General features: G+C 67.7%; 21 protein-coding genes. 15 read left to right on the top strand and 6 right to left on the bottom strand.

The annotated features are described in order from the left end of the window. The first annotated feature begins 9 nt into the window (after positions 1–9). The 8 genes from aspS to BST28156_RS30085 all read left to right on the top strand — a co-directional run bounded on the left by aspS (position 10) and on the right by BST28156_RS30085 (position 10,995). Positions 10–1,812, top strand: coding sequence for an aspartate--tRNA ligase (aspS, locus tag BST28156_RS30120; protein ID WP_040128151.1), 1,803 nt, complete (start codon positions 10–12; stop codon positions 1,810–1,812). A 157-nt stretch (positions 1,813–1,969) separates the two neighbouring features. After that, positions 1,970–2,458 (top strand): dihydroneopterin triphosphate diphosphatase, encoded by a 489-nt coding sequence (gene nudB, locus BST28156_RS30115; protein WP_060240713.1) that lies wholly within the window; start codon positions 1,970–1,972, stop codon positions 2,456–2,458. Then, the gene (gene clsB, locus BST28156_RS30110) at positions 2,455–3,729 is read left to right on the top strand and encodes a cardiolipin synthase ClsB (RefSeq protein ID WP_174904128.1); all 1,275 of its coding nucleotides are present in this window, start codon (positions 2,455–2,457) and stop codon (positions 3,727–3,729) included. Before nudB ends, clsB begins: the two co-directional genes overlap by 4 nt. A 188-nt stretch (positions 3,730–3,917) precedes the next feature. Then, positions 3,918–4,517, top strand: coding sequence for a TetR/AcrR family transcriptional regulator (locus tag BST28156_RS30105; protein WP_009693428.1), 600 nt, complete (start codon positions 3,918–3,920; stop codon positions 4,515–4,517). A gap of 57 nt (positions 4,518–4,574) precedes the next feature. Further along, positions 4,575–6,362: an acyl-CoA dehydrogenase C-terminal domain-containing protein gene (locus tag BST28156_RS30100; protein WP_174904127.1), complete on the top strand. Its 1,788-nt coding sequence runs from the start codon at positions 4,575–4,577 to the stop codon at positions 6,360–6,362. A gap of 112 nt (positions 6,363–6,474) precedes the next feature. Then, complete coding sequence (locus BST28156_RS30095) at positions 6,475–8,910, top strand: 3-hydroxyacyl-CoA dehydrogenase/enoyl-CoA hydratase family protein (protein WP_174904126.1); 2,436 nt, start codon at positions 6,475–6,477, stop codon at positions 8,908–8,910. 26 nt (positions 8,911–8,936) lie between these two features. Next, complete coding sequence (locus BST28156_RS30090) at positions 8,937–10,136, top strand: acetyl-CoA C-acyltransferase (protein ID WP_060240717.1); 1,200 nt, start codon at positions 8,937–8,939, stop codon at positions 10,134–10,136. Between the two features lie 91 nt (positions 10,137–10,227). After that, positions 10,228–10,995, top strand: coding sequence for an enoyl-CoA hydratase (locus BST28156_RS30085; RefSeq protein ID WP_009693432.1), 768 nt, complete (start codon positions 10,228–10,230; stop codon positions 10,993–10,995). A gap of 22 nt (positions 10,996–11,017) precedes the next feature. On the opposite strand, the gene fdhD is transcribed toward BST28156_RS30085, so the two are convergent. Beyond that, positions 11,018–11,848: a formate dehydrogenase accessory sulfurtransferase FdhD gene (gene fdhD / locus BST28156_RS30080; protein ID WP_437341307.1), complete on the bottom strand. Its 831-nt coding sequence runs from the start codon at positions 11,846–11,848 to the stop codon at positions 11,018–11,020. A gap of 116 nt (positions 11,849–11,964) precedes the next feature. Here fdhD and BST28156_RS30075 point away from each other — a divergent pair, with 116 nt between their 5' ends. Continuing rightward, on the top strand, positions 11,965–12,447 hold the full coding sequence (locus BST28156_RS30075) for a nitrate reductase associated protein (RefSeq protein WP_060240719.1): 483 nt from the start codon (positions 11,965–11,967) through the stop codon (positions 12,445–12,447). A 19-nt stretch (positions 12,448–12,466) separates the two neighbouring features. On the opposite strand, the gene BST28156_RS30070 is transcribed toward BST28156_RS30075, so the two are convergent. Next, the gene (locus BST28156_RS30070; RefSeq protein ID WP_009693435.1) at positions 12,467–12,862 is read right to left on the bottom strand and encodes an acyl-CoA thioesterase; all 396 of its coding nucleotides are present in this window, start codon (positions 12,860–12,862) and stop codon (positions 12,467–12,469) included. Positions 12,863–13,038: 176 nt separating this feature from the next. Between BST28156_RS30070 and BST28156_RS30065 the strand changes: the two genes are divergently transcribed. Further along, positions 13,039–14,910: an ABCB family ABC transporter ATP-binding protein/permease gene (locus BST28156_RS30065; RefSeq protein WP_174904124.1), complete on the top strand. Its 1,872-nt coding sequence runs from the start codon at positions 13,039–13,041 to the stop codon at positions 14,908–14,910. Positions 14,911–14,961: 51 nt separating this feature from the next. Here BST28156_RS30065 and murU read toward each other — a convergent pair whose 3' ends face one another. Together murU and BST28156_RS30055 are read right to left on the bottom strand one after the other, a co-directional pair. Beyond that, on the bottom strand, positions 14,962–15,678 hold the full coding sequence (murU, locus tag BST28156_RS30060; protein WP_174904123.1) for an N-acetylmuramate alpha-1-phosphate uridylyltransferase MurU: 717 nt from the start codon (positions 15,676–15,678) through the stop codon (positions 14,962–14,964). 21 nt (positions 15,679–15,699) lie between these two features. After that, positions 15,700–16,749 (bottom strand): aminoglycoside phosphotransferase family protein, encoded by a 1,050-nt coding sequence (locus BST28156_RS30055; protein ID WP_174904122.1) that lies wholly within the window; start codon positions 16,747–16,749, stop codon positions 15,700–15,702. Between the two features lie 212 nt (positions 16,750–16,961). Between BST28156_RS30055 and BST28156_RS30050 the strand changes: the two genes are divergently transcribed. The 4 genes from BST28156_RS30050 (at position 16,962) to rsmA (ending at position 22,626) form a co-directional block, all read left to right on the top strand. Continuing rightward, entirely contained in the window at positions 16,962–19,322 is a 2,361-nt protein-coding gene (locus tag BST28156_RS30050; RefSeq protein WP_060240723.1) for an LPS-assembly protein LptD, read from the top strand. A 51-nt stretch (positions 19,323–19,373) separates the two neighbouring features. Next, on the top strand, positions 19,374–20,732 hold the full coding sequence (locus BST28156_RS30045) for a peptidylprolyl isomerase (RefSeq protein ID WP_060240724.1): 1,359 nt from the start codon (positions 19,374–19,376) through the stop codon (positions 20,730–20,732). 11 nt (positions 20,733–20,743) lie between these two features. Then, the gene (gene pdxA / locus BST28156_RS30040; protein WP_174904121.1) at positions 20,744–21,733 is read left to right on the top strand and encodes a 4-hydroxythreonine-4-phosphate dehydrogenase PdxA; all 990 of its coding nucleotides are present in this window, start codon (positions 20,744–20,746) and stop codon (positions 21,731–21,733) included. A 65-nt stretch (positions 21,734–21,798) separates the two neighbouring features. Further along, on the top strand, positions 21,799–22,626 hold the full coding sequence (gene rsmA / locus BST28156_RS30035) for a 16S rRNA (adenine(1518)-N(6)/adenine(1519)-N(6))-dimethyltransferase RsmA (protein ID WP_060240726.1): 828 nt from the start codon (positions 21,799–21,801) through the stop codon (positions 22,624–22,626). A 77-nt stretch (positions 22,627–22,703) separates the two neighbouring features. Here the strand turns inward: rsmA and BST28156_RS30030 are convergent, their stop codons facing one another. Next, complete coding sequence (locus BST28156_RS30030) at positions 22,704–23,633, bottom strand: DMT family transporter (protein ID WP_174904120.1); 930 nt, start codon at positions 23,631–23,633, stop codon at positions 22,704–22,706. Between the two features lie 348 nt (positions 23,634–23,981). On the opposite strand from BST28156_RS30030, the gene gloA reads away from it, so the two are divergent. Next, positions 23,982–24,371 (top strand): lactoylglutathione lyase, encoded by a 390-nt coding sequence (gloA, locus tag BST28156_RS30025; RefSeq protein WP_009694039.1) that lies wholly within the window; start codon positions 23,982–23,984, stop codon positions 24,369–24,371. 16 nt (positions 24,372–24,387) lie between these two features. Here gloA and BST28156_RS30020 read toward each other — a convergent pair. Further along, a partial coding sequence (locus BST28156_RS30020; RefSeq protein WP_254596444.1) for a transposase occupies positions 24,388–25,100 on the bottom strand: 713 nt, incomplete at its 5' end.

The following is a 25,100-nucleotide window of genomic DNA, read 5'->3' as shown; positions in this document are numbered from 1 at the left end:
GCAAACATCATGTCGATGCGTACTGAATACTGCGGTCTCGTGACCGAACACCTGCTGGGCCAAACCGTGTCGCTGTGCGGCTGGGTGCAGCGCCGCCGCGATCACGGCGGTGTGATCTTCATCGACCTGCGCGATCGTGAAGGCCTGGTGCAGGTCGTGTGCGACCCGGATCGCGCGGAAATGTTCGCGACCGCCGAAGGCGTGCGCAACGAGTTCTGCGTGCAGGTGAAGGGTCTCGTGCGCAACCGTCCGGAAGGCACGGTCAACGCGGGCCTGAAGAGCGGCAAGATCGAGGTGCTGTGCCACGAGCTGAACGTGCTGAACGCGTCGATCACGCCGCCGTTCCAGCTCGACGACGACAACCTGTCGGAAACGACGCGCCTCACGCACCGCGTGCTCGACCTGCGCCGTCCGCAGATGCAGCACAACCTGCGCCTGCGCTACCGCGTCGCGATCGAGGCACGCAAGTACCTCGACGAGCAGGGCTTCATCGACATCGAAACGCCGATGCTGACGAAGAGCACGCCGGAAGGCGCGCGCGACTACCTGGTGCCGTCCCGCGTGAACGCGGGCCAGTTCTTCGCGCTGCCGCAGTCGCCGCAGCTGTTCAAGCAGCTGCTGATGGTCGCGAACTTCGACCGCTACTACCAGATCACCAAGTGCTTCCGCGACGAAGACCTGCGTGCCGACCGCCAGCCGGAATTCACGCAGATCGACTGCGAGACGTCGTTCCTCGGCGAACAGGAAATCCGCGACCTGTTCGAGGACATGATCCGTCACATCTTCAAGACGACGATCGACGTCGCCCTCGACGAGAAATTCCCGGTGATGCCGTACTCGGAAGCGATGGCGCGTTTCGGCTCGGACAAGCCGGACCTGCGCGTGAAGCTCGAATTCACCGAGCTGACCGACGCGATGAAGGACGTCGACTTCAAGGTGTTCAGCACGCCGGCCAACGCGAAGGACGGCCGCGTCGCGGCGCTGCGCGTGCCGAAGGGCGCCGAGCTGTCGCGCGGCGACATCGACGGCTACACGGAATTCGTGCGCATCTACGGCGCGAAGGGCCTCGCGTGGATCAAGGTCAACGAGAAGGCGAAGGGCCGCGACGGCCTGCAAAGCCCGATCGTCAAGAACCTGCACGACGCGTCGATCGCGGCGATCCTCGAGCGCACCGGCGCTGAAGACGGCGACATCATCTTCTTCGCGGCCGACCGCGCGAAGGTCGTCAACGACAGCCTCGGCGCGCTGCGCCTGAAGATCGGCCATTCCGAATTCGGCAAGGCGAACGGCCTCGTCGAAGCGGGCTGGAAGCCGCTGTGGGTCGTCGATTTCCCGATGTTCGAATACGACGACGAAGACGCACGCTACGTCGCCGCGCACCACCCGTTCACGAGCCCGAAGGACGAGCACCTCGAGTACCTCGAGACCGACCCGGGCCGCTGCCTCGCGAAGGCATACGACATGGTGCTGAACGGCTGGGAAATCGGCGGCGGCTCGGTGCGTATCCACCGCGAGGAAGTGCAGAGCAAGGTGTTCCGCGCGCTGAAGATCGGCGCGGAAGAAGCACAGGCGAAGTTCGGCTTCCTGCTCGACGCGCTGCAGTACGGCGCGCCGCCGCACGGCGGTATCGCGTTCGGCCTCGACCGCATCGTCACGATGATGGCCGGCGCCGATTCGATCCGCGACGTGATCGCGTTCCCGAAGACGCAACGTGCGCAGGATCTGCTCACGCAGGCGCCGAGTCCGGTCGACGAGCGTCAGCTGCGCGAACTGCACATCCGCCTGCGCCAGCCGGAGCAGCCGAAGGCGTAACGCGCGTGCGTGCATCGCGGTGTGCGCGGCAACGCGCACATCGCTCGAAGAAAAAGGCGCCGCGATGCGCCTTTTTCGCTTTTTGCGGTACAGTCGCAGCACTTGCCGCACGTTCGGGACGTGAGCGCCCGGCGCGGCCCCGCCGTATGAAACAAAGATGACGAAGCCGCCGAAAATCCCCGAATCCGTTCTCGTCGTGATCTACACCCCGGAGCTCGACGTGCTGGTGATCAAGCGCGCCGACCAGACCGAATTCTGGCAATCGGTGACGGGGTCGAAGGACACGCCCGACGAGCCGCTGGCGGTCACCGCCGCGCGCGAGGTGGCCGAGGAGACCGGCATCGCGGTCGGTACGCCGGAGGTGCCGCGCGACGCGCTGGTCGACTGGCACCACCGGATCGAATACACGATCTACCCGCAATACCTGCACCGCTATGCGCCGGGCGTTACGCGCAACACCGAGCACTGGTTCGGCCTGTGCGTGCCGCGCCGCGTCGACGTGACGCTGTCGCCGCGCGAACATGTCGACTACGCGTGGCTGCCGTATCGCGACGCCGCCGCGCGCTGCTTCTCGCCGTCGAACGCCGAAGCGATCCTGCAGCTGCCCGTGCGCGCGGCGCTCGCGCAACACGGCGCGTCCGCATGACGGCGGAGGCCCGCAAGCGTTTTGCGCAGTTGCGGCAGATGTTCCTGCAGGAGCGCGGTTCCGCGTCGAGGCTCGCCTTCACGACCGGCAACACGGTGCGGCTGTGCGAGGGCGGCGGCGAATTCTTCCCCGCGCTGATCGACCGCATCGATGCCGCGCGCGAGCAGGTGATGCTCGAAACCTACATTTTCTGCGACGACGCGGCGGGCCGCCCGGTGTCGGACGCGCTGATCCGCGCCGCGCAGCGCGGCGTGCGCGTGCGCGTGATCACCGACGGCGTCGGCACCGCGCGCACGCCGCTGTTCGACGCGTGGGCGGACGCCGGCATCGAGCACTGCATCTACAACCGCTACCTGTTCGGACGCTTCGGTTTCTCGCGCACGCACCGCAAGCTCGCGGTGATCGATCGCGACGCCGCGTTCTGCGGCGGCATCAACATCGTCGACGACTACGCGCAGAACGGCACGACACTGCCGCACCCGCGCTGGGATTTCGCGGTCGAGATGACGGGGCCCGTCGTGTCGGACGTGCGCGCCGCGTTCGAACTGCAGTGGCACCGGATCCTGTTCGGCCACAAGCCGTATGCGCAGTACGCGGCCGGGCTGCACGGCGGCGAAGCCTTCCCCGAGATGTTCCGGCGCTGGATGCGCAGCCATCGGTGGATCAAGGCCGGCGCGCTGCGCGTCGTGACCGAGCCGAGCGTCGCGTTCGTCGCGCGCGACAACGTCGTCAACCGCCGCACGATCGAGAAGGCGTATCTCGCGGCGATCGGCCGCGCGCGCCAGCGGATCCTGCTCGCGAACCCGTACTTCATGCCGGGCCGCAAGCTGCGCCGCGCGTTGACCGGCGCCGCGCGGCGCGGCGTCGACGTGCGCATCCTGATCGGCCGCAAGGAATTCGCGGCGCTCGATACGGCCGTGCCGTTCCTGTATCGCGCTCTGCTGCGCGCGGGCGTGCGCGTGGCCGAATACGACAAGACGATGCTGCACGGCAAGGTGGCCGTGATCGACGATAATTGGGCGACGGTCGGCTCGTCGAATCTGGACGCATTGAGCCTGATGCTGAACAATGAGGCCAATGTCGTGCTCGTGCGCTACGACGCGATCACGAACGAGCTGCGCGACGCGATCGCGGCGGCGTTCGAGGACGGCCGCGAAATCGACCCCGCACTCTATGCGGCGCGCCCGCTCGGCGAGCGTATCCTGAACTGGCTCGCGTACACGACATACCGCATCGTGATGAAGGCGCTGACGGTCGGCAGCTACGATTAAGCGCACACTTCAAAAAAGACCGCACGTTCGTGCGGAAAAGCCGCTCCGGCGCCGCCGGAATCGCGCAAAATAGCGGCTCGGTTAGACACCGGTTTCTAATAATTTCCTTGTTTCCGCGGGCGGTCGCACCCAATAATAGTACGGCCGTTCGATTTTATTTGAACCCCCGAACGGTGACAGAAAAAGCTATGCGAAAAGGCGAACAGACGCGTGCCGCGATACTCGAAGCTGCTTTGGACCTCGCCAGCCGTGACGGGCTGGAGGGGCTGACGATCGGCCTGCTGGCCGAACGGATGCAGATGAGCAAGAGCGGCGTGTTCGCGCACTTCGGATCGCGCGAGGACCTGCAGGTCGAGGTCGTCCGCGAGTACCACCATCGTTTCGAAAACGAGGTGTTCTTTCCGAGTCTGCGCGAGCCGCGCGGTCTGCCGCGCCTGCGGGCGATGCTGGCGCGCTGGATCGAGAAGCGCATCCAGGAGGTGACGACCGGGTGCATCTACATCAGCGGCGCCGTCGAGTACGACGACCGGCCGGACAGTCCCGTGCGCGAGCAGTTGATCGCGAGCGTGACCGCCTGGCGTGCCGCGTTGCTGCGCGCCATTTCGCAGGCGATGAAAGAGGGGCATCTGCGTGCGGATACCGATCCGGACCTGATGCTCTTCGAGTTGTACAGCTTCACGCTCGGCCTGCATCACGACGCGCGCTTCCTGCATTCGCCGGATGCGGTGCGCCTCACGTGGGCCGCGCTGGAAAAGACGATTGTTTCGTATCAGAGCGAGAGCCGTTAGCGGCGCGTGATCCGCCCGCCTGGAGCTTGAGCCGATTGCCCACCTTTGGAGAGAGTCATGGGACAGTACGCCGCGCCGCTGCGCGACATGCAATTCGTGTTGCACGAGCTTCTGAACGTCGAAGCCGAGCTCAAGCAAATGCCCAAGCATGCGGATCTCGACGCCGACACGATCAACCAGGTCCTCGAAGAGGCGGGCAAGTTCTGCGCCGAGGTGCTGTTTCCGCTGAACCAGGTCGGCGACCGCGAAGGCTGCACGTATGAAGGCGACGGCGTCGTGAAGACGCCGACCGGCTTCAAGGAAGCGTATCGGCAGTACGTCGAGGCCGGCTGGCCGGCGCTCGGCTGCGATCCGGACTACGGCGGCCAGGGCCTGCCCGCGTTCGTGAACAACGCGCTGTACGAAATGCTGAACTCGGCGAACCAGGCCTGGACGATGTATCCGGGCCTGTCGCACGGCGCCTACGAATGCCTGCACGCGCACGGCGCGCCGGAACTCCAGCAGCAGTATCTGCCGAAGCTCGTGTCGGGCGAATGGACGGGCACGATGTGCCTGACCGAGCCGCACTGCGGCACCGACCTCGGCATCCTGCGCACCAAGGCCGAGCCGAACGGCGACGGCTCGTACTCGATCAGCGGCACGAAGATCTTCATCTCGAGCGGCGAGCACGACATGTCGAAGAACATCATCCACCTCGTGCTCGCGCGCCTGCCGGACGCGCCGCAGGGCACGAAGGGGATCTCGCTGTTCATCGTGCCGAAGTTCATCCCCGATGCGGCCGGCGAGCCGGGCGAGCGCAACGGCATCAAGTGCGGCTCGATCGAGCACAAGATGGGCATCCACGGCAACTCGACCTGCGTGATGAACCTCGACAACGCGAAGGGCTGGATGGTCGGCGAGCCGAACAAGGGCCTCAACGCGATGTTCGTGATGATGAACGCCGCGCGCCTGGGCGTCGGCATGCAGGGCCTCGGCCTCACCGAAGTCGCGTACCAGAACTCGCTCGCGTATGCGAAGGAGCGTCTGCAGATGCGCTCGCTGACGGGCCCGAAGGCGCCGGACAAGCCGGCCGACCCGATCATCGTGCACCCGGACGTGCGCCGCATGCTGCTCACGCAGAAGGCGTACGCGGAAGGCGCGCGCGCGTTCACGTACTGGTCCGCGCTGCAGATCGACAAGGAGCTGTCGCACGCCGACGAAGCGGTGCGCAAGGAAGCGGCCGACCTCGTCGCGCTGCTCACGCCGATCATCAAGGCGTTCCTGACCGACAACGCGTTCGAGTCGACCAACCACGCGATGCAGATCTACGGCGGCCACGGCTTCATCTCCGAGTGGGGGATGGAGCAGTACGTGCGCGACGCGCGGATCAACATGATCTACGAAGGCACGAACTCGATCCAGTCGCTCGACCTGCTCGGCCGCAAGGTGCTCGGCGACATGGGCGCGAAGCTGAAGAAGTTCGGCAAGCTCGTCACGGAATTCGCGGAAGCCGAAGGCGTGAAGCCGGAGATGGCCGAGTTCATCAACCCGCTCGCGGACATCGGCGAGAAGGTGCAGAAGCTGACGATGGAAATCGGCATGAAGGCGATGCAGAACCCGGACGAAGTCGGCGCCGCCGCCGTGCCGTACCTGCGCACCGTCGGCCACCTGGTGTTCTCGTACTTCTGGGCCCGCATGGCGCGCCTCGCGCTCGACAACGAAGCGTCGGGTGATCCGTTCTACAAGTCGAAGCTCGCGACGGCGCGCTTCTACTTCGCGCGCCTGCTGCCGGAAACGGCCGCGACGATCCGCGCCGCGCGCGCCGGTTCGAAGACGCTGATGGAAGTCGACGAATCGCTGTTCTGACGCGAGTCCGGGCGGGGCGCGAGCGCGCCGCCCGAACGCAACGGTTCCTGGTACTCACTTCGCCGTGCAGCCCACCCAATCCGCGCTGCACGACATTATCCGGAGACATCCCGTGAGCAATTTCCTGATTCGCAAGGTCGCCGTGCTGGGCGCCGGCGTGATGGGCGCGCAGATCGCCGCGCATCTCGTCAATGCGCGCGTGCCCGTGCTGCTGTTCGACCTGCCGGCCAAGGAAGGCCCGAAGAATGCGATCGCGCTGAAGGCGATCGAGAACCTGAAGAAGCTGTCGCCCGCGCCGTTCGGCGTGAAGGAAGACGCGAAATACCTCGAGGCCGCGAACTACGAGGACGACATCGCGAAGCTCGCCGAGTGCGACGTCGTGATCGAGGCGATCGCCGAGCGGATGGACTGGAAGCACGACCTGTACAAGAAGGTCGCGCCGCACATCGCGCCGAACGCGATCTTCGCGACCAACACGTCGGGCCTGTCGATCACCAAGCTGTCCGAAGGTTTCTCCGACGAGCTGAAGGCGCGCTTCTGCGGCGTGCACTTCTTCAACCCGCCGCGCTACATGCACCTCGTCGAGCTGATCCCGACCGCGCACACGCGTCCGGAAATCCTCGACCAGCTCGAGACGTTCCTCACGAGCGTCGTCGGCAAGGGCGTGGTGCGCGCGAAGGACACGCCGAACTTCATCGCGAACCGCGTCGGCATCTTCTCGATCCTCGCGGTGATCGCCGAGGCCGGCAAGTTCGGGCTGCGCTTCGACGAAGTCGACGACCTGACCGGCAGCCGCCTCGGCCGCGCGAAGTCGGCGACGTTCCGCACCGCGGACGTGGTCGGCCTCGACACGATGGCGCACGTGATCAAGACGATGCAGGACAACCTCGCCGACGATCCGTTCTTCCCGGTCTACCAGACGCCCGCCGTGCTCGCCGAGCTGGTGAAGCAGGGCGCGCTCGGCCAGAAGACGGGCGGCGGCTTCTACAAGAAGGAAGGCAAGGCGATCAAGGTGCTCGACGCGAAGACGGGTAGCTACGTCGATGCGGGCGCGAAGGCCGACGAGACCGTCGCGCGCATCCTGAAGCGTCCGCCGGCCGAGCGCCTGAAGCTGCTGCGCGAGACCAACCATCCGCACGCGCAATTCCTGTGGTCGATCTTCCGCGACGTGTTCCACTACATCGGCGTGCATCTCGAATCGATCGCCGACAACGCGCGCGACGTCGACCTCGCGATCCGCTGGGGCTTCGGCTGGAACGAAGGCCCGTTCGAAGGCTGGCAGGCCGCCGGCTGGAAGCAGGTCGCCGAGTGGGTGCAGGAAGACATCGCGGCCGGCAAGGCGCTCGCGAACGTGCCGCTGCCGTCGTGGGTACTCGAAGGCGCGGTCGCCGAGAAGGGCGGCGTGCACACCGCCGAAGGCTCGTGGGCGCCGGCGTCGAAGCGCTTCGTGCCGCGTTCGGACCTCGCCGTCTATCGGAAGCAGGTGTTCCGTGCGCCGCTGCTCGGTGAAGCCGGCGCGGATCCGAAGACCTACGGCAAGACGCTGTTCGAGACCGACGCAGTGCGCGCCTGGGTCGACGACCGCGCGGGCGAGGACGACGTCGTGATCGTGTCGTTCAAGTCGAAGATGAACACCATCGGGCCGAGCGTGATCGACGGCCTCGTGCAGGCGATCGAACTCGCGGAGAAGGACTACCAGGGCGTCGTGATCTGGCAGCCGACCTCGCTGAAGCTCGGCACGCCGGGCGGCCCGTTCTCGGCCGGCGCGAACCTCGAGGAGGCGATGCCCGCGTTCATGATGGGCGGCGCGAAGGGCATCGAGCCGTTCGTGAAGAAGTTCCAGGACGGCATGATGCGCGTGAAGTACGCGAACGTGCCGGTCGTCGCGGCCGTGTCGGGCATCGCGCTCGGCGGCGGGTGCGAGCTGATGCTGCACAGCGCGAAGCGCGTCGTGCACGTCGAGAGCTACATCGGCCTCGTCGAAGTGGGCGTCGGCCTCGTGCCGGCGGGCGGCGGCCTGAAGGAAGCGGCGCTGCGCGCGGCGGACGCCGCCACCGCCGCGAACGCGACCACCGACATCCTGAAGTTCGTCACGAAGTCGTTCGAGAACGCCGCGATGGCCAAGGTATCGTCGTCGGCGCACGATGCGCGCGCGATGGGCTACGTGAAGCCGTCGGACACGATCGTCTTCAACGTGTTCGAGCTGCTCGACGTCGCGAAGAAGGAAGCGCGCGCCCTCGCCGCTACCGGCTACCGCGCGCCGCTGAAGGCGAAGGACGTGCCGGTCGCGGGCCGCTCGGCGATCTCGACGATCAAGGCGCAGCTCGTCAACATGCGCGACGGCCGCTTCATCAGCGACCACGACTACCTGATCGCGAGCCGCATCGCCGAAGCGGTGTGCGGCGGCGACGTCGAGGCGGGCAGCCTGGTCGACGAGGAATGGCTGCTGGCGCTCGAGCGTCGCGCGTTCGTCGAGCTGCTCGGCACGCAGAAGACGCAGGAACGGATCATGGGCATGTTGCAGACCGGCAAGCCGGTGCGTAACTGAGCGAGCGATAAGGCAAGGAGTTTCAAATGAGCAAACAACTGCAAGACGCATACATCGTCGCCGCCAGCCGCACGCCGATCGGCAAGGCCCCGCGCGGTGTCTTCAAGAACACGCGGCCGGACGAGCTGCTGGTGCATGCGATCAAGTCGACGGTCGCGCAGGTGCCCGGCTTCGACACGAAGCTGATCGAGGACGCGATCATCGGCTGCGCGATCCCGGAAGCGGAGCAGGGCCTGAACGTCGCGCGCATGGGCGCGCTGCTCGCGGGCCTGCCGCAGACGGTCGGCGGCGTGACGGTCAACCGCTTCTGCGCGTCGGGCATCACCGCGCTGGCGATGGCGGCCGATCGCATCCGCGTCGGCGAGTCGGACGCGCTGCTCGCGGGCGGCTGCGAATCGATGAGCATGGTGCCGATGATGGGCAACAAGCCGTCGATGTCGCCGCACATCTTCGATCGCAGCGAAGACTTCGGCATCGCGTACGGAATGGGCCTGACGGCAGAGCGCGTCGCCGAGCAGTGGAAGGTGAGCCGCGAAGACCAGGACGCGTTCTCGGTCGAGTCGCACCGCAAGGCGCTCGCCGCGCAGCAGGCCGGCGAATTCGGCGACGAGATCGCGCCGTACACGATCACCGAGCGCTTCCCGAACCTCGCGAGCGGCGAAGTCGACGTGAAGACGCGCGAGATCGCGCTCGACGAAGGTCCGCGCGCCGATACGTCGATCGAAGGCCTCGCAAAGCTGCGCGCGGTGTTCGCGAACAAGGGCTCGGTCACGGCCGGCAACAGCTCGCAGACGTCGGACGGCGCGGGCGCGCTGCTCGTCGTGTCGGAGAAGGTGCTCAAGGAATTCAACCTGACGCCGCTCGCGCGCTTCGTGAGCTTCGCGGTGCGCGGCGTGCCGCCGGAAATCATGGGGATCGGCCCGAAGGAAGCGATTCCGGCCGCGCTGAAGGCCGCGGGCCTGAAGCAGGACGATCTCGACTGGATCGAGCTGAACGAGGCGTTCGCCGCGCAGTCGCTGGCGGTGATCCGCGATCTCGGCCTCGACCCGTCGAAGGTCAACCCGGTCGGCGGCGCGATCGCGCTCGGCCACCCGCTCGGCGCGACCGGCGCGATCCGCGCGGCGACCGTCGTGCACGGCCTGCGCCGCCGCAACCTGAAGTACGGGATGGTGACGATGTGCGTCGGCACCGGCATGGGCGCCGCGGGCATCATCGAACGCCTGTAAGCGGGGCGGCACGGTAGCGACGGCGGTGCGCGAGCCACGAGCTTGCGCACCGCTTTTTCATTCCGACAGAGGACAGTCAAAGGAGACGGTAGTGACGGATATCCTGGTGGAACGCGCCGACGGCGTGATGACGATCACGATCGCGCGCCCGGCGAAGAAGAACGCGCTGACGGCGGCGATGTATCAGACGATGGCCGATGCGCTGGCCGACGCGCAGGAGGACAAGGCGGTCCGCGCGATCCTGTTGCGCGGCAGCGACGGCAACTTCAGCGCGGGGAACGATCTGGAGGATTTCCTGAAGTCGCCGCCGAAGGACGAGAACGCGTCGGTCTTCCAGTTTCTCGCGCGCATCAGCGGCGCGAGCAAGCCGGTCGTCGCGGCGGTGCCGGGCATCGCGATCGGCGTCGGCGTGACGATGCTGCTGCACTGCGACCTCGTCTATGCGGCCGACACCGCGACGTTCTCGCTGCCGTTCGCGCAGCTCGGGCTGTGCCCGGAAGCCGCGTCGAGCGTGCTGCTGCCGCGCCTCGCCGGCCATCAGGTCGCAGCCGAGAAGCTGCTGCTCGGCGAGGCGTTCGATGCGCTCGAAGCGCACCGGATCGGCATCGTCAACCGCGTGCTGCCGGCGGCCGAACTGGACGCGTTCGCCGCGAAGCAGGCCGCGAAACTCGCGGCGCTGCCGGCGTCGTCGCTGCGCGTGACGAAGGCGCTGCTGAAGGATACGGGCGGCGTGACCGTGGCCGCGCGGATGACCGAGGAGGCGGGCCACTTCGCCGCGATGCTGCGCGCACCGGAGGCGCGCGAGGCGATGACGGCGTTCTTCGAGAAGCGCAAGCCGGATTTCCGTCAGTTCGACTGACGGACGGCGCGGCGCCGCGCACTTACGCGGTGCCGTAGTCGACGTGGCCGGTTTCGCGGCAGAAGCTGACGAGCCGCAGGCCGGCCGCTTTCGCGATGTCGATCGCGAGCGACGACGGCGCGGAAATGGTCGCGACCATCGGGATGCCGACGCGCGCGGCCTTGCGTACCAGCTCGTAGCTCGCGCGGCTCGACAGGAACACGAAGCCGTCGGCGGTGTCGGCGCGCGACAGCACGAGCGAGCCGATCAGCTTGTCTAGCGCATTGTGGCGGCCGACGTCCTCGAACGCGGTGCGGATCGCGCCTGTTGCGTCGCACCATGCGGCCGCGTGCAGGCCGCCGGTGAGTTGCGTGAGCGCCTGGTGCGCGGGCAGCGCATGCGCCGCGCGCGACAGCGCGTCGGGCGCGAGGCGCGCGAGAAAGCCGGTATCGGGCACGCGCTCGGGCGCGAGGTCGAGCAGGTCGATGCTTTCGATCCCGCACACGCCGCAGCCGGTGCGGCCGGCGAGCGCGCGGCGCCGGTCCTTCAGCGCGGCGAACGCCTGCTGGACGACCTCCAGATGCACTTCCGCATACGGCATCGGCGCGTCGGCATGCAGGAACACCTCGATGTCCTTGATGTCGCTGCCGCGCTCGACGATCCCTTCCGAGATCGCGAAACCGACCGCGAACGCGTCGAGGTCGCACGGCGTGCACATCATCACCGCATGCGAAATGCCGTTGAAGACGAGCGCGACCGGCCATTCCTGGCCGACGTAGTCGTGCGCGGTGACGACCGCGCCGCCGCGCGTGCGCTGCACGGACAGTTCGATCGCCCCGCGCGGTTCGGCGGTTTCAGTCGGATTCACGAGCACTCCCGTTGATGTGCGCCACGGCCGGGGCGGCGATGACGCCGCCGGACGCGCGCAGAGGTTCTAAAATACCTCAGGCAGGCCGGCCGCGCCGGCATCCGCCACGTCAGGTAACGATCATGGGACTCAGCGACGCACCGTTGCTATTCAATTTCGAACACGAATCGTCGGAAAACCTCAAGTACATCCCGATGATCGTGCGTTTCAATCTCGACCGCTTCGGTCTGCGGATCTCGCTCGAACAGTGGCAGATGCTGCCGCTCGAGGATCGCAGGCTGCTCGCGCGCTTTCCGGCCGACGAGGACGCCGCGATCGAGCCGAACTTCGACCATGCGCTGTTCGAGATGCTGCGCACGCACGCGGATCTCGAACCGTCGTGGTTCCAGCCCGACGAGCAGCCGGCCTGGCGCTCCACCGAAACGGTGCCGGACGCGCTGGTGCAGCAAAGCGCGCTGGCCGGGCTGCCGGCGCCCGCGCTCGGGCAGTGGCAGCAGCTCGCGCCGTTCCAGCGCTACGTGCTGGTGAAGCTGTCGCGCAAGCCGAAGCTCAATCACGATTTCCTGCCCGCGATGCGCGAGTTCGGGCTGGCCGCGCCGCACTGAGCGCGGCGCGCCGGGGCCGTCAGAGCGGCGGCAGCGGCCGCGGCTTGCGGTCGGGGCCGGTCGCGACGTAGGTCAGCGTCGCCTCGGTAACTTTCACGACTTCGCCCATCAGGCGCATGCGCTGCGCGTACACCTCGACGTCGACCGTGATCGACGTGTTGCCGGTGCGCGTGATGGTCGCGAAGAAGCTCAGCAGGTCGCCGACGAACACCGGCTGCTTGAACACGAACGAATTGACCGCGACCGTCGCGACGCGGCCGTTCGCGCGCTGGCTCGCCGGAATCGAACCGGCGATGTCGACCTGCGACATGATCCAGCCGCCGAACACGTCGCCGTGGACGTTCGCGTCGTGCGGTTGCGGGACGACGCGCAGCGCGGGCTGCTTTTGCGGAAGTTCGAGGGTCGAATCGGTCATGTTGGAGGCTTTCATCCTGTAATCAAGGCGCCGGCCGCGCACCGGCCGGCCGGCGAGGGCGCCGGCAGCGGCGCGAAGCGGCTTCTGCGACAATACAACGTTCGCAAATTGTACGAGAAAGCAGGCAAGCCGGCCGCCGATGCATACGGCCCGCGCCGCCGCCGACCCTTCCCCCCATGCGCCGATTTCCCGCTTCCGGCGAGCCCGCGCCGGCTTCGACCGGGCCTCGCAACGACTGGCAGACCATCCGTTCGCTGCTGCCGTATCTCGCCACCTACAAATGGCGCGTCGCGCTCGCGCTCGGCTGCCTGATCGGCGCGAAGGTCGCGAACCTCGGCGTGCCGGTCGTGATGAAGCGCATCGTCGACCATCTGTCGGCCGTGCAGCAGCTCACCGCGCTCGGTCGTGCGGAGCAGTCGGCCGGGATCGTGCTCGCGGGCGGCGTCGGGTTGCTGGTGGTCGCGTACGCGCTGGTGCGGCTGTCGACGTCGCTGTTTACCGAGCTGCGCGAGATCCTGTTCTCGAAGGTCACCGAAAGCGCGGTGCGCCAGCTCGCGCTGCAGGTGTTCCGGCATCTGCACGGACTGTCGCTGCGCTTTCATCTCGAACGCCAGACCGGCGGCATGTCGCGCGACATCGAGCGCGGCACGCGCGGCATCCAGCAGCTGATCTCGTATTCGCTGTACAGTATCCTGCCGACGCTCGTCGAGGTCGGGCTCGTGCTCGGCTTCTTCGTCGTCAAGTACGAGGCCTATTACGCATACGTGACGTTCGCCGCGCTGATCACGTACATCGTGTTCACGGTGAAGGTCACCAACTGGCGCACGCACTTTCGCCGCACGATGAACGAACTCGACTCGCGCGCCAATTCGCGCGCGATCGATTCGCTGATCAACTACGAGACGGTCAAGTATTTCGGCAACGAGGAGTGGGAAGCGCAGCGCTACGACGAGAACCTGCGCCGCTACCGCAAGGCCGCGATCCGCTCGCAGAATTCGCTGTCGGTGCTGAACTTCGGCCAGCAGGCGATCATCGGCACCGGGCTCGTGTTCATCCTGTGGCGCGCGACGCAGGGCGTGCTCGCCGGCAAGCTGACGCTCGGCGACCTGGTGCTGATCAATACCTTCATGCTGCAGCTGTACATTCCGCTGAACTTTCTCGGCGTCGTCTATCGCGAGCTGAAGCAGAGCCTCACCGACATGGACCGGATGTTCGGGCTGCTGTCGGCCGCGCGGGAAGTCGCGGACCGGCCCGACGCGCCGCCGCTCGCGGTGGCCGGCGCGCAGGTGCGCTTCGAGCACGTGAACTTCGCGTACGAGCCGTCGCGGCCGATCTTGCACGACGTGACGTTCACGATCGACGCGGGCACGACGACGGCCGTGGTCGGCCACAGCGGCTCGGGCAAGTCGACGCTGTCGCGGCTGCTGTTCCGCTTCTACGATCTCGACCGGCAGGCGGGCGGCGCGATCCGGATCGACGGGCAGGACATCCGCGACGTCACGCAGGACTCGCTGCGCGCGTCGATCGGGATCGTGCCGCAGGACACCGTGCTGTTCAACGACTCGATCTACTACAACATCGCGTACGGCCGGCCGACCGCGACCCGCGACGAGGTGATCGCGGCCGCGCGCGCCGCGCACATCCACGACTTCATCGAAAGCCTGCCGAAGGGTTATGACACGCCGGTCGGCGAGCGCGGGCTCAAGCTGTCGGGCGGCGAGAAGCAGCGCGTCGCGATCGCGCGCACGCTGCTGAAGGATCCGCCGATCCTGCTGTTCGACGAGGCGACGTCGGCGCTCGATTCGCGCTCGGAGCGCGCGATCCAGCACGAACTGGACCAGATCGCGCGGCACCGGACCACGCTCGTGATCGCGCACCGGCTGTCGACGGTCGTGCATGCGCAGCAGATCCTCGTGATGGACCACGGCAGGATCGTCGAGCGCGGCACGCACGACGAACTCGTGCGCGCGGACGGCTTGTATGCGCAGATGTGGGCGCTGCAGCAGCAGCGCGCGGCGGCGGGCGGGGAGGAGGCGGAAGCCGCGTGAGCGGCGGCGCCGCGCGCGATGGCGCGCAGCGCGAACGGCAGCGGCGGCCCGTTACTTCGCGGCACGCAGCCGCGCGTCCAGCTCGCCCAGCTGCGCGGGCGTGCCGACGTTCTCCCAGATGCCTTCGTACAGCTCGCCGCTCGCGCGGCCGGCTTCGATCGCCGCGCGATAGTACGGCGTCAGCGCGCGCCGCGTGCCGGGCGCGAGATCGCGGAACATCCGCGTGTCGTACAGCCCGATATTGCCGAACGTGACGCGCGCGGCGCCGTCGAGCGACAGGCGGCCGTCGGCCAGTGCGAAGTCGCCGGCCGGGTGGAACGGCGGGTTCGGCACCATCACGAGGTGCATCGCCGGCGCATCGAGCGCGGCCATCCGTGCGGCGCGCGGCGCGAGCGTGCGGTAGTCGAACGCGCAGAACACGTCGCCGCTGACGGCGACGAACACGGTCGGCCGGCCGTCGCGCTCGAGCAGCGGCAGCGCTTGCGCGATGCCGCCGGCGGTCTCGAGCGCTTCGCGTTCGGCCGAATACAGCAGCCGCACGCCCCAGCGCGAGCCGTCGCCGAGCGCGGCTTCGATCTGCGCGCCGAGCCATGCGTGGTTGATGACGATGGTGTCGATGCCGGCCCGCGCGAGGCCTTCGATCTGCCAGACGATCAGCGGCTTGCCGCCCGCTTCGAGCAGCGGCTTCGGGCAGGTGTCGGTCAGCGGGCGCATGCGTTCGCCGCGCCCGGCGGCGAAGATCATCGCCGTGGTCAGGATAGGAGTCATCTTCGGCTGCAGGTCACGCGATCAGAACGTATAGCCCACTTCGGCCGCCGCGTGGCCCTCGAGCTCGTCGAGCAGCTTCGCGAACGGCACGAGCGGCCGGTAGCGCAGCGCGACCCTGCGCGCATAGCCGATGAAGCGCGGCAGGTCGTCCAGGTAGTGCGGCTTGCCGTCGCGGTAGTTGATCCGCGCGAACAGGCCGAGCACCTTGATGTGGCGCTGCAGGCCCATCCATTCGAGCTGCCGGTAGAACTCGCCGAAGTCGGGATCGACCGGCAGGCCGGCCTTCTTGGCCTTTTCCCAGTAGTACGCGAAGCAGTCGAGCTCGAATTCCTCGTCCCAGCTGATGAAAGCGTCGCGCAGCAGCGACACGACGTCGTACGTCAGCGGCCCGTAGACGGCGTCCTGGAAGTCGAGGATGCCCGGGTTCGGCTCGCAGACCATCAGGTTGCGCGGCATGAAGTCGCGCAGCATGAAGCCCTGCGGCTGCGCATGCGCGCTCGCGACCAGCAGCGCGAAGGTGCGGTCGAGCGTGCCGCGCATCGCGTCGGTGACGGGCTTGCCGAGATGGCGGCCGACGAACCATTCGGGCATCAGCTCCATCTCGCGGCGCAGGAACGCCTCGTCGAACGGCGGCAGCACGTCGGGTTTCGACGTCAGCTGGAAGCGGATCAGCGCGTCGAACGCGTCGCGCATCAGCGGCCGCGCGGCGAGCGGCTGGGCCGGATCGAGCACCGAGATGTACGACGTGCGGCCGAGATCCGTCACCAGCATGAAACCGGCGTCGAAATCGTGGGCCAGTACCTCCGGCACATGGTCGCCGGCGGCGGCGAGCAGCTGCGCGACCTGCACGAACTCGCGGCATTTCTCGGGCGGCGGCGCGTCGACGGCGATCAGCGAGCCGCCGGGGCGGGTGGCCGACGCGACACGGAAATAGCGGCGGAAACTGGCGTCCGACGACGCGGGCGCGAGGGTCGACAGGTCGAGGGCGTAGCGGTCGGCGAGCGGGCGCAGCCAGGCGGCAAGCGCGTCGACGCGGGCGTCGGGGTGAGCGGCAGTGGATGGGGGCGTCATGAAACTCGGCGGAGGGGGGAACGTCTTGCCATATAATACCCCACGACTTTTTTGACGCGCCCCGCGTCAGCTTCCGCCGTGCAGGCCGCCGCCTGTCGCGCCGTTCGCCCGATCGCCTCCCCGGTTTGCGCTCAGCCGCAGTCGCGGTTCGACGGCGCGGGACGGCCGTGCGCGTAGGCGCGGTTGACAAGGGGCGATTCGCCAAACGATAGATGCCGCCCAAACCGCTATTCCCGAATGTCTTCCCCGCTGACGGGGTGCCGCGCAAACGGCGGCTCGCGCTCGCGCTCCTGGCCGTGCCCGGCCTCGTGCCGGCCGTGTCGCACGCGCAGCTGACGGGCGCGGCCGCGCAGCCGCAGCCGCTCGACTCGCCGTGGGATCTGCGTCTCGCGCCCCAGCTCGAGGATCATCCGCTGAAGGACGGCGCGAAGCCGGCCGCCTTCGTGATCGCCGACCATACGAGCGGCACCGCCGAGCAGGACCTGGCCGCGAAGGGCTCCGCCGAACTGCGGCGCGGCGACGCGGTCGTGAAGGCCGACGCGCTCCACTACGATCAGGATACCGACATGGCCGACGCGTACGGCCAGGTCCGCGTGATCAATGGCGGCACGTCGTTCGCGGGCCCCGAGGCGCATCTGAAGATCGAGGCGAACCAGGGCTTCATGACCGCGCCGAAGTATCACTTCAACGTGACGGGCGGCTCGGGCAGCGCGGAGCGGGTCGACCTGCTCGACAGCGAGCGCTCGGTGTTCGTCAACGGCACGTATACGGCGTGCCAGTGCGCGACCCATCCCGCGTGGTACATCAAGGGCAGCCGCTTCGACTTCGACACGGGCGCCGACGAGGGCACCGCGCGCAACGGCGTGCTGTTCTTCCAGGGCGTGCCGATCTTCGCGAGCCCGTGGATGACCTTCCCGCTGTCGGGCGAGCGCCGCAGCGGCCTGCTGCCGCCGACGTTCTCGATGAACTCGAACAACGGGTTCGAGCTGTCGCTGCCGTACTACTTCAACATCGCGCCGAACCGCGATCTGACGATCACGCCGCGCATCATCTCGCGGCGCGGCGTGCAGACGGAAGCGACGTTCCGCTACCTGTCGCCCAGCTATTCGGGCACGTTTACGGCGAATTACCTGCCGGACGACCGGCTCGCGCACCGCAACCGCTACGCGATCTACTGGCAGCACCAGCAGAACTTCGGCGGCGGGTTCGGCGGCTACGTCTATTACAACAAGGTCTCGGACAACACCTATCCCGAAGACCTCGGGTCGATGAACCAGTTCATCAACGGGACCCAGACGCTGTATCAGCAGGAAGCGGGGCTCACGTACAACAACGGCCCGTGGTCGGTGCTCGCGCGCTACCAGCACTGGCAGACGCTGCCGCCGTCGATCGCGCCGTACAGCCGCGAGCCGCAGTTGAACGTGAAGTACACGAAGTACAACGTCGGCGGCTTCGACTTCGGCGCGGAAGCCGACTATTCGCGGTTCCGCATCACGACGGCCGATTCGACCGAAGGCGACCGGATCGTCTTCAACCCGTACATCGCGTATGGCGTGTACGGGCCCGGCTACTTCGTCGTGCCGAAGGTGCAGTACCACTTCGCGTCGTACGACCTGAACTACCTGTCGTCGAGCACGCCGAACAGCCCGAAGCGCTTCACCGAGTCGATCCCGACCGTGAGCTTCGATTCGGGCCTGATCTTCGACCGCTCGGTGCGCCTGTTCGGCCAGGACTTCATCCAGACCCTCGAGCCGCGGCTGTACTACGTGTACACGCCGTACCGCGACCAGTCGAACGCGCCGCTGTTCGACACCGCGGAATCGGACTTCGGCCTCGCGGAGATCTACCAGCCGAACACGTTCGTCGGCAACGACCGGATCGCCGACGCGAACCGGATCACGGCCGGCCTGACGTCGCGCTTCATCGATCCGCGCACCGGCGACGAGCGCGCGCGCTTCGTGGTCGCGCAGCAGTACTACTTCGCCGACCAGCGCGTGACGCTGAACTCCGGCCAGTCCGCGGTGCAGGCGCGCCATTCCGACCTGATCGTCGGCGCCGCGCTGAAGCTCGGCTCGGGCTTCATGTCGGAGACGGCGTTCCAGTACAACCAGAACAACAACCAGCTCGTGAAGTCGAGCGTCGGTTTCGGCTTCAGTCCGGGCGAGCGCAAGGTGATCAACGTCGGCTATCGCTACACGCGCGCGAACACGACGCTCGACGGCCAGCCGATCAACCAGTTCCTGGTGTCCGCGCAATGGCCGCTCACGCGCCGCCTGTACGCGGTGGGCCGCTTCAACTACGATCTGGCCGGCGATCGCGTGGTCGACGGGCTGCTCGGCTTACAATACGACGCGGATTGCTGGGCGCTCGGCGTCGGTATCCAGCGCTTCGCGAACGGCGTGAATTCGTCGGGACAGCAGAATTCGTCGACGCGCTTCATGATGCAGCTGACGCTCAAGGGGCTGTCGACCGTCGACAACGGCCTCGTGGCGGCGTTCCGCGCCGGGGTGCCGGGCTACCAGCCGCTGCCGTCCGCGCCGCCGCCGATGTCCCGCTTCAGCAACTACGAGTAACGCCGGCGTGTCCGTACCGGTCAGCACGATTTCAATGGAGTCTCAGTGGCAATGAAGAAAACCCTTCGTTTCGCGGCAGTCGTGTCCAGCCTCGCCGCGTCCGCCGCGCTGCTCGGCGCCGCGCCGGCCGCGGCGCAGGCGCTCGGTTCGCAAGGCGCGCAGCTCGCCGACGAAGTCGTCGCGGTCGTCAACAACGACGTGATCACGGGCCGCGAACTCGACCAGCGCGTCGGCCTGATCGCACGCCGGCTGCAGCAGCAGAACGCGCCGGTGCCGCCGACCGACCAGCTGCGTGCGCAGGTGCTGAACCAGATGGTGCTCGAACGCATCCAGGTGCAGAAGGCCAAGGACGACGGGATCCGCGTCGACGATGCGACCGTGCAGGCCACGCTGCAGCGGCTCGCGCAGGCGAACGGGATGACGCTCGACCAGTATCGCGCGCGCCTCGAATCGCAGGGCGTGCCCTGGAGCATCTTCACGGCCGATGCGCGCACCGAGCTGATGCTGTCGAAGCTGCGCGAGCGCGAGGTCGACGGCAAGATCACCGTGTCGGACGCCGAGGTCGCGAACTACATCGCGAGCCAGCGCGGGCCGAACGCGTCGCAGCAGCAGGACCTGCGCTTCCAGCACATCTTCATCAAGGCGCCGACCAACGCGCCGCAGACCGAGATCGAAGCCGCGCAGAAGAAGGCCGAAGCGCTGCTGCAGCAGGCGACGTCGGGCGCCGATTTCGAGAAGCTCGCGAAGAACAACTCGGAAGCGAGCGACGCGAAGAAGGGCGGCGATCTCGGCTTCAAGTCGCCGAGCGCGCTGCCGGCCGAAGTCGTCGACGCTGCGTCGAAGCTGCGTCCGGGCCAGGTCAACCCGACGCTGATCCGCGTGCCGGACGGCTTCGAGATCGTTCGCCTGGTCGATCGCCGCCAGAGCCAGGGCGCCACGGCCGCTGCGCCGAAGATCGTGCAGACGCACGTGCGCCACATCCTGCTGCGCGTCGGCGAAGGCAAGTCCGAGGGGCAGGCGCGCCAGCAACTGCTCGACATCCGCAACCAGATCGAGGCAGGCGGCGATTTCGCGAAGTTCGCACGCACCTATTCGCAGGACGGGTCGGCGTCGCAGGGCGGCGATCTCGGCTGGATCAGCCCCGGCGAGACGGTGCCCGAATTCGAGCGCGCGATGAACAACCTGCAGGACGGCCAGATCAGCCAGCCGGTGCGCACCGAGTACGGCTACCACCTGATCCAGGTGATCGGCCGCCGCGACGCGGAAGGCTCCGTGCAGCAGCAGATGGACATCGCGCGTCAGGCGATCGGCCAGCGCAAGGCCGAACAGGCATATGCGGACTGGCTGCGCGAGCTGCGCGATTCGTCGTACGTGCAGTACAAGATCGGCGGCGTCGGGCCGGCGAACTGAGCGAGTATCCGATGACGACGCCCGCGCTGCAGATTGCGATCACCACCGGCGAGCCCGCGGGCGTCGGTCCGGAACTGACCGTGCAGGCGCTGCGCGACGCCGGCGCGCGCTGGCCCGATGCGCAGTTCACCGTGCTCGGCGACGCCGCGCTGCTCGACGCGCGCGCGGCGGCCGTCGGCGTCGACCGCGCGGTATTCGCCGGCGGCGGCCAAGTGTCGGTCGAGCATCATCCGCTTGCCGCGCCGGCGCAGGCGGGCAAGCTGGACGCGGCGAACGGCCGCTACGTGCTCGGGCTGCTCGATGCGGCGATCGACGGCGCAGTGGCCGGCCGCTATGACGCGATCGTCACCGCGCCGCTGCAGAAAAGCACGATCAACGATGCGGGCGTGCCGTTCACCGGCCATACCGAATACCTGGCCGAGCGCACGCGCACGCCGCGCGTCGTGATGATGCTGGCCGGCACCGGCGACACGCCGCTGCGCGTCGCGCTCGCGACGACGCACCTGCCGCTGAAGGACGTGTCGGCCGCGCTGACGATCGACGGGCTGGTCGACACGCTCGCGATCATCGATCGCGACCTGCGGCGCGATTTCGGCCTGGCCGCGCCGCGCATCCTCGTGACGGGCCTGAACCCGCATGCAGGCGAGAACGGCTATCTCGGCCGCGAGGAAATCGACGTGATCGCGCCGGCGCTCGCGCAGGCGAAGGCGCAGGGGATCGACGCGCGCGGCCCGTATCCGGCCGACACGCTGTTCCAGCCGCGCTATCTTGCCGATGCCGACTGCGTGCTCGCGATGTTCCACGACCAGGGACTGCCCGTGCTGAAGTACGCGACGTTCGGCGAGGGCATCAACGTCACGCTCGGCCTGCCGATCATCCGTACCTCGGTCGATCACGGCACCGCGCTCGATCTGGCCGGCACCGGCCGCGCCGATCCGGGCAGCATGGTCGCCGCGCTCGACACGGCCGTCACGATGGCGCGCCATCGGCGCACGGCCTGACGTGGCCGGGGCCGCGCGGCTCCACTAGACTTCACCCATCGCGTTTTTTTCGTTTTTTTCAGTCGATGTCGAACAGCAGACAGCACCAGGGCCATTTCGCGCGCAAGCGCTTCGGGCAGAACTTCCTCGTCGATCATGGCGTGATCGATTCGATCGTCTCGACGATCGGGCCCGCGCGCGGCCAGCGGATGGTCGAGATCGGCCCCGGGCTCGGCGCGCTGACCGAGCCGCTGATCGAGCGTCTGGCGACGCCCGAGTCGCCGCTGCACGCGGTCGAGCTCGACCGCGACCTGATCGCGCGCCTGACGCAGCGTTTCGGCGCGTTGCTCGAGCTGCACGCGGGCGATGCGCTCGCATTCGACTTCCGCTCGCTCGCGGCGCCCGGCGAGGCGCCGTCGCTGCGGATCGTCGGCAACCTGCCGTACAACATTTCCAGCCCGCTGCTGTTCCACCTGATGACGTTCGCCGACGTGGTGATCGACCAGCATTTCATGCTGCAGAACGAAGTCGTCGAGCGGATGGTCGCGGAGCCGGGCACGAAGGCGTTCTCGCGGCTGTCGGTGATGCTGCAGTACCGCTACGTGATGGACAAGATGCTCGACGTGCCGCCCGAGTCGTTCCAGCCGCCGCCGAAGGTCGATTCGGCGATCGTGCGGATGATTCCGTATGCGCCGCACGAGTTGCCGGACGTCGATCCGGCGCTGCTCGGCGAACTGGTGACGGCCGCGTTCTCGCAGCGCCGCAAGATGCTGCGCAATACGCTCGGCGACTATCGCGACGCGATCGACTTCGACGCGCTCGGCTTCGATCTGGCGCGTCGCGCGGAGGATGTCAGCGTGGCGGAATACGTCGGCGTCACGCAGGCGCTCGCGGCGGCGCGCAAGGCCGGGTAACGCGCGACGCGCGCGTCGTCGTCGAGGCTGCCCGGTCGGGCAGCCTTTTTTGTGCGCGGTGGCGGTGGTGCATGGCGTCACGCCCTGCCGCGCGACGGCGCGTTGACCAGCGCGATGCCGGTCAGCACCAGCGCGGCGGCCGACATGAAACGCCAGCCGACCGATTCGCCGAGCAGCAGCACGCCGAACGCGACGCCGAACAGCGGCGACAGGAACGTGAACACCGACAGCCGCGACGCGCTGTAGCGCGTCAGCAGCCAGAACCACGACAGATAGCTGACGAACGCGACGATCACCGACTGGTACGCGAGGCTCGCGATGGCCACCGGCGTGACGAGCGCGAACGACATCTGGCCGAGCAGCGCGGCGAGCGCGACCAGCACGACGGCCGACACCGCGAGCTGGTAGAACAGCGTCTTGCTGGCGCTCGCGCGCGCGAGCGACGTCGAGCGCACGACGACCGTCGTCGCGGCCCACATCGCGCCGCCGAGGATCCCGAGCGCATCGCCGGCGAGGCCGGCCAGCATCGACGCGCCGGGGGCGAGCGGCTTCAGGAAGCCGTCCGCGAACGCGAGCGCGATGCCGGCGAACGCGAGGCCGACGCCGGCCCATTGGACGGGCCGCAGGCGCTCGCCCGGTGCGAACAGGTGCAGGCCGAGTGCGGTGAAGCACGGCGCGGTGTAGAGGAAGATTGCCATATGCGACGCGCTCGTCAGCGTCAGCCCGAAGAACACGCAGATGAATTCGCCCGCGAACAGCGCGCCGGCCGCGAGGCCGGCGCCGAGCGTGCCGTCCGCGCGGAACAGCGGCGTGCCGCGCGAGCGGGCCCAGCCCCACAGCAGCAGCGCGGCGAATACCGAGCGCAGGCCGGCCTGGAACATCGGCGGAATCGCGGCGTTCGTGCTCTTGATCGCGACCTGCTGGAAGCCCCAGATCGCGCACAGCAGCAGCATCAGGCCTGCGGCGCGCGCATCGAGCGCGCGCCGCGCGGGAGCGAGCGTCGTCATCGGCGCGCCTCGGCGGCCCGCAGCGGCGGAGGCGGGATCGGGCGGGCGGCACGTACGGCGCGCTCGTATCGGCGGTCTGGCACGGCAGTGTGGCTGAATGGGCAGGTGATCGCGTGGCGGTGGCGCGCGGCATGCCGGCCGGGGAGGCTGGCTGCCGTGCCCGCTTTTGGTGCGAGGTGCAGCGATGTTACCCGATCGGCGGGGCGGGCGGGAGCGTGCCACTGGCGGGCGCACCATGCGTGGAGCAGACGCCCGGTATCGGCGCGACCGGGCGGCCCGCCTTCGACGAAATTTGCGCGACTCTGGTAGAGTTTCCGGTTCTGGAAAGTCCCCACAGGAGTACGACACATGCGTTTGCTGCATACGATGCTGCGAGTCGGCGATCTCGACCGCTCGATCAAGTTCTACACCGAATTGCTCGGCATGAAGGTGCTGCGCCGCGACGACTATCCGGAAGGCAGGTTCACGCTCGCGTTCGTCGGCTATGAAGACGAAAGCACGGGCACCGTGATCGAGCTGACCCACAACTGGGATACGCCGTCCTACGATCTCGGCAACGGCTTCGGCCATCTGGCGCTGGAAGTCGACGACGCGTACGCGGCCTGCGAGAAGATCAAGGCGCAAGGCGGCAAGGTCACGCGCGAAGCGGGCCCGATGAAGCACGGCACGACCGTGATCGCATTCGTCGAGGATCCGGACGGCTACAAGATCGAGTTCATCCAGAAGAAGGCGCACTGAGTAACCGTCTTCCGAGTCAAGTGCGATGAAGCGAATTGTCCCAAGGCGTGTTGGATCTGACCATGGCATTAAGCATGGTCAGGAGCTTGCGCATGCAGGCGACCAGCGCGACCTTGGGCAGTTTGCCGCCTGAGATCAAGCGCTGGTAGAAGGCGGTGATAGTGGGGTTGCGACGTGCGGCTGTCAGCGCGGCCATGTACAGAACGCGGCGTATTTCGAAGCGTCCGCCTTGGATATGTCTGCGACCACGCGTTGCGCCGGAGTCGAAGGCCATCGGGGCCACACCGACCAAGGCGGCGATTTGTCGTCGATTGAGGCGGCCGAGCTCAGGTAACTGAGCAATCAGGGTGGCGCTCGCGACAGGTCCAATGCCGCTGGCAGAGCGCAGCAGCGTATCGAGCGCGGCGTAATGCTCCCGTACATGGGCGACCATCTGCGTGTCGACGTCATCGAGCTGTTGGCGAATGGCGTTGATCATGGCCTCGATGCTCGGTCGCACGACGGGGATCGCCAATTGCAGGCGTTGCCGCTCTGACAGCAGCATGCCGAGCAATTGACGGCGACGCGTGACCATCGCGGCCAGCGCTTGCTGCTGGGCATCGGCCAACGGGCGAATGAAACAGGCGAGATCCTTGCGCCGAACCAGGACCGAAGAACCTGTCCGCATTTTTGTGGGCGAGGCGGTTGAACAACGCGTTATCCACGCGCCTGCGTAAATCGCTCTCCGAA

Origin of the sequence: Burkholderia pseudomultivorans, assembly GCF_902499075.1 — a bacterium.
Taxonomy (GTDB): domain Bacteria; phylum Pseudomonadota; class Gammaproteobacteria; order Burkholderiales; family Burkholderiaceae; genus Burkholderia; species Burkholderia pseudomultivorans.
This window is presented reverse-complemented; position numbering and strand designations above follow the sequence as displayed.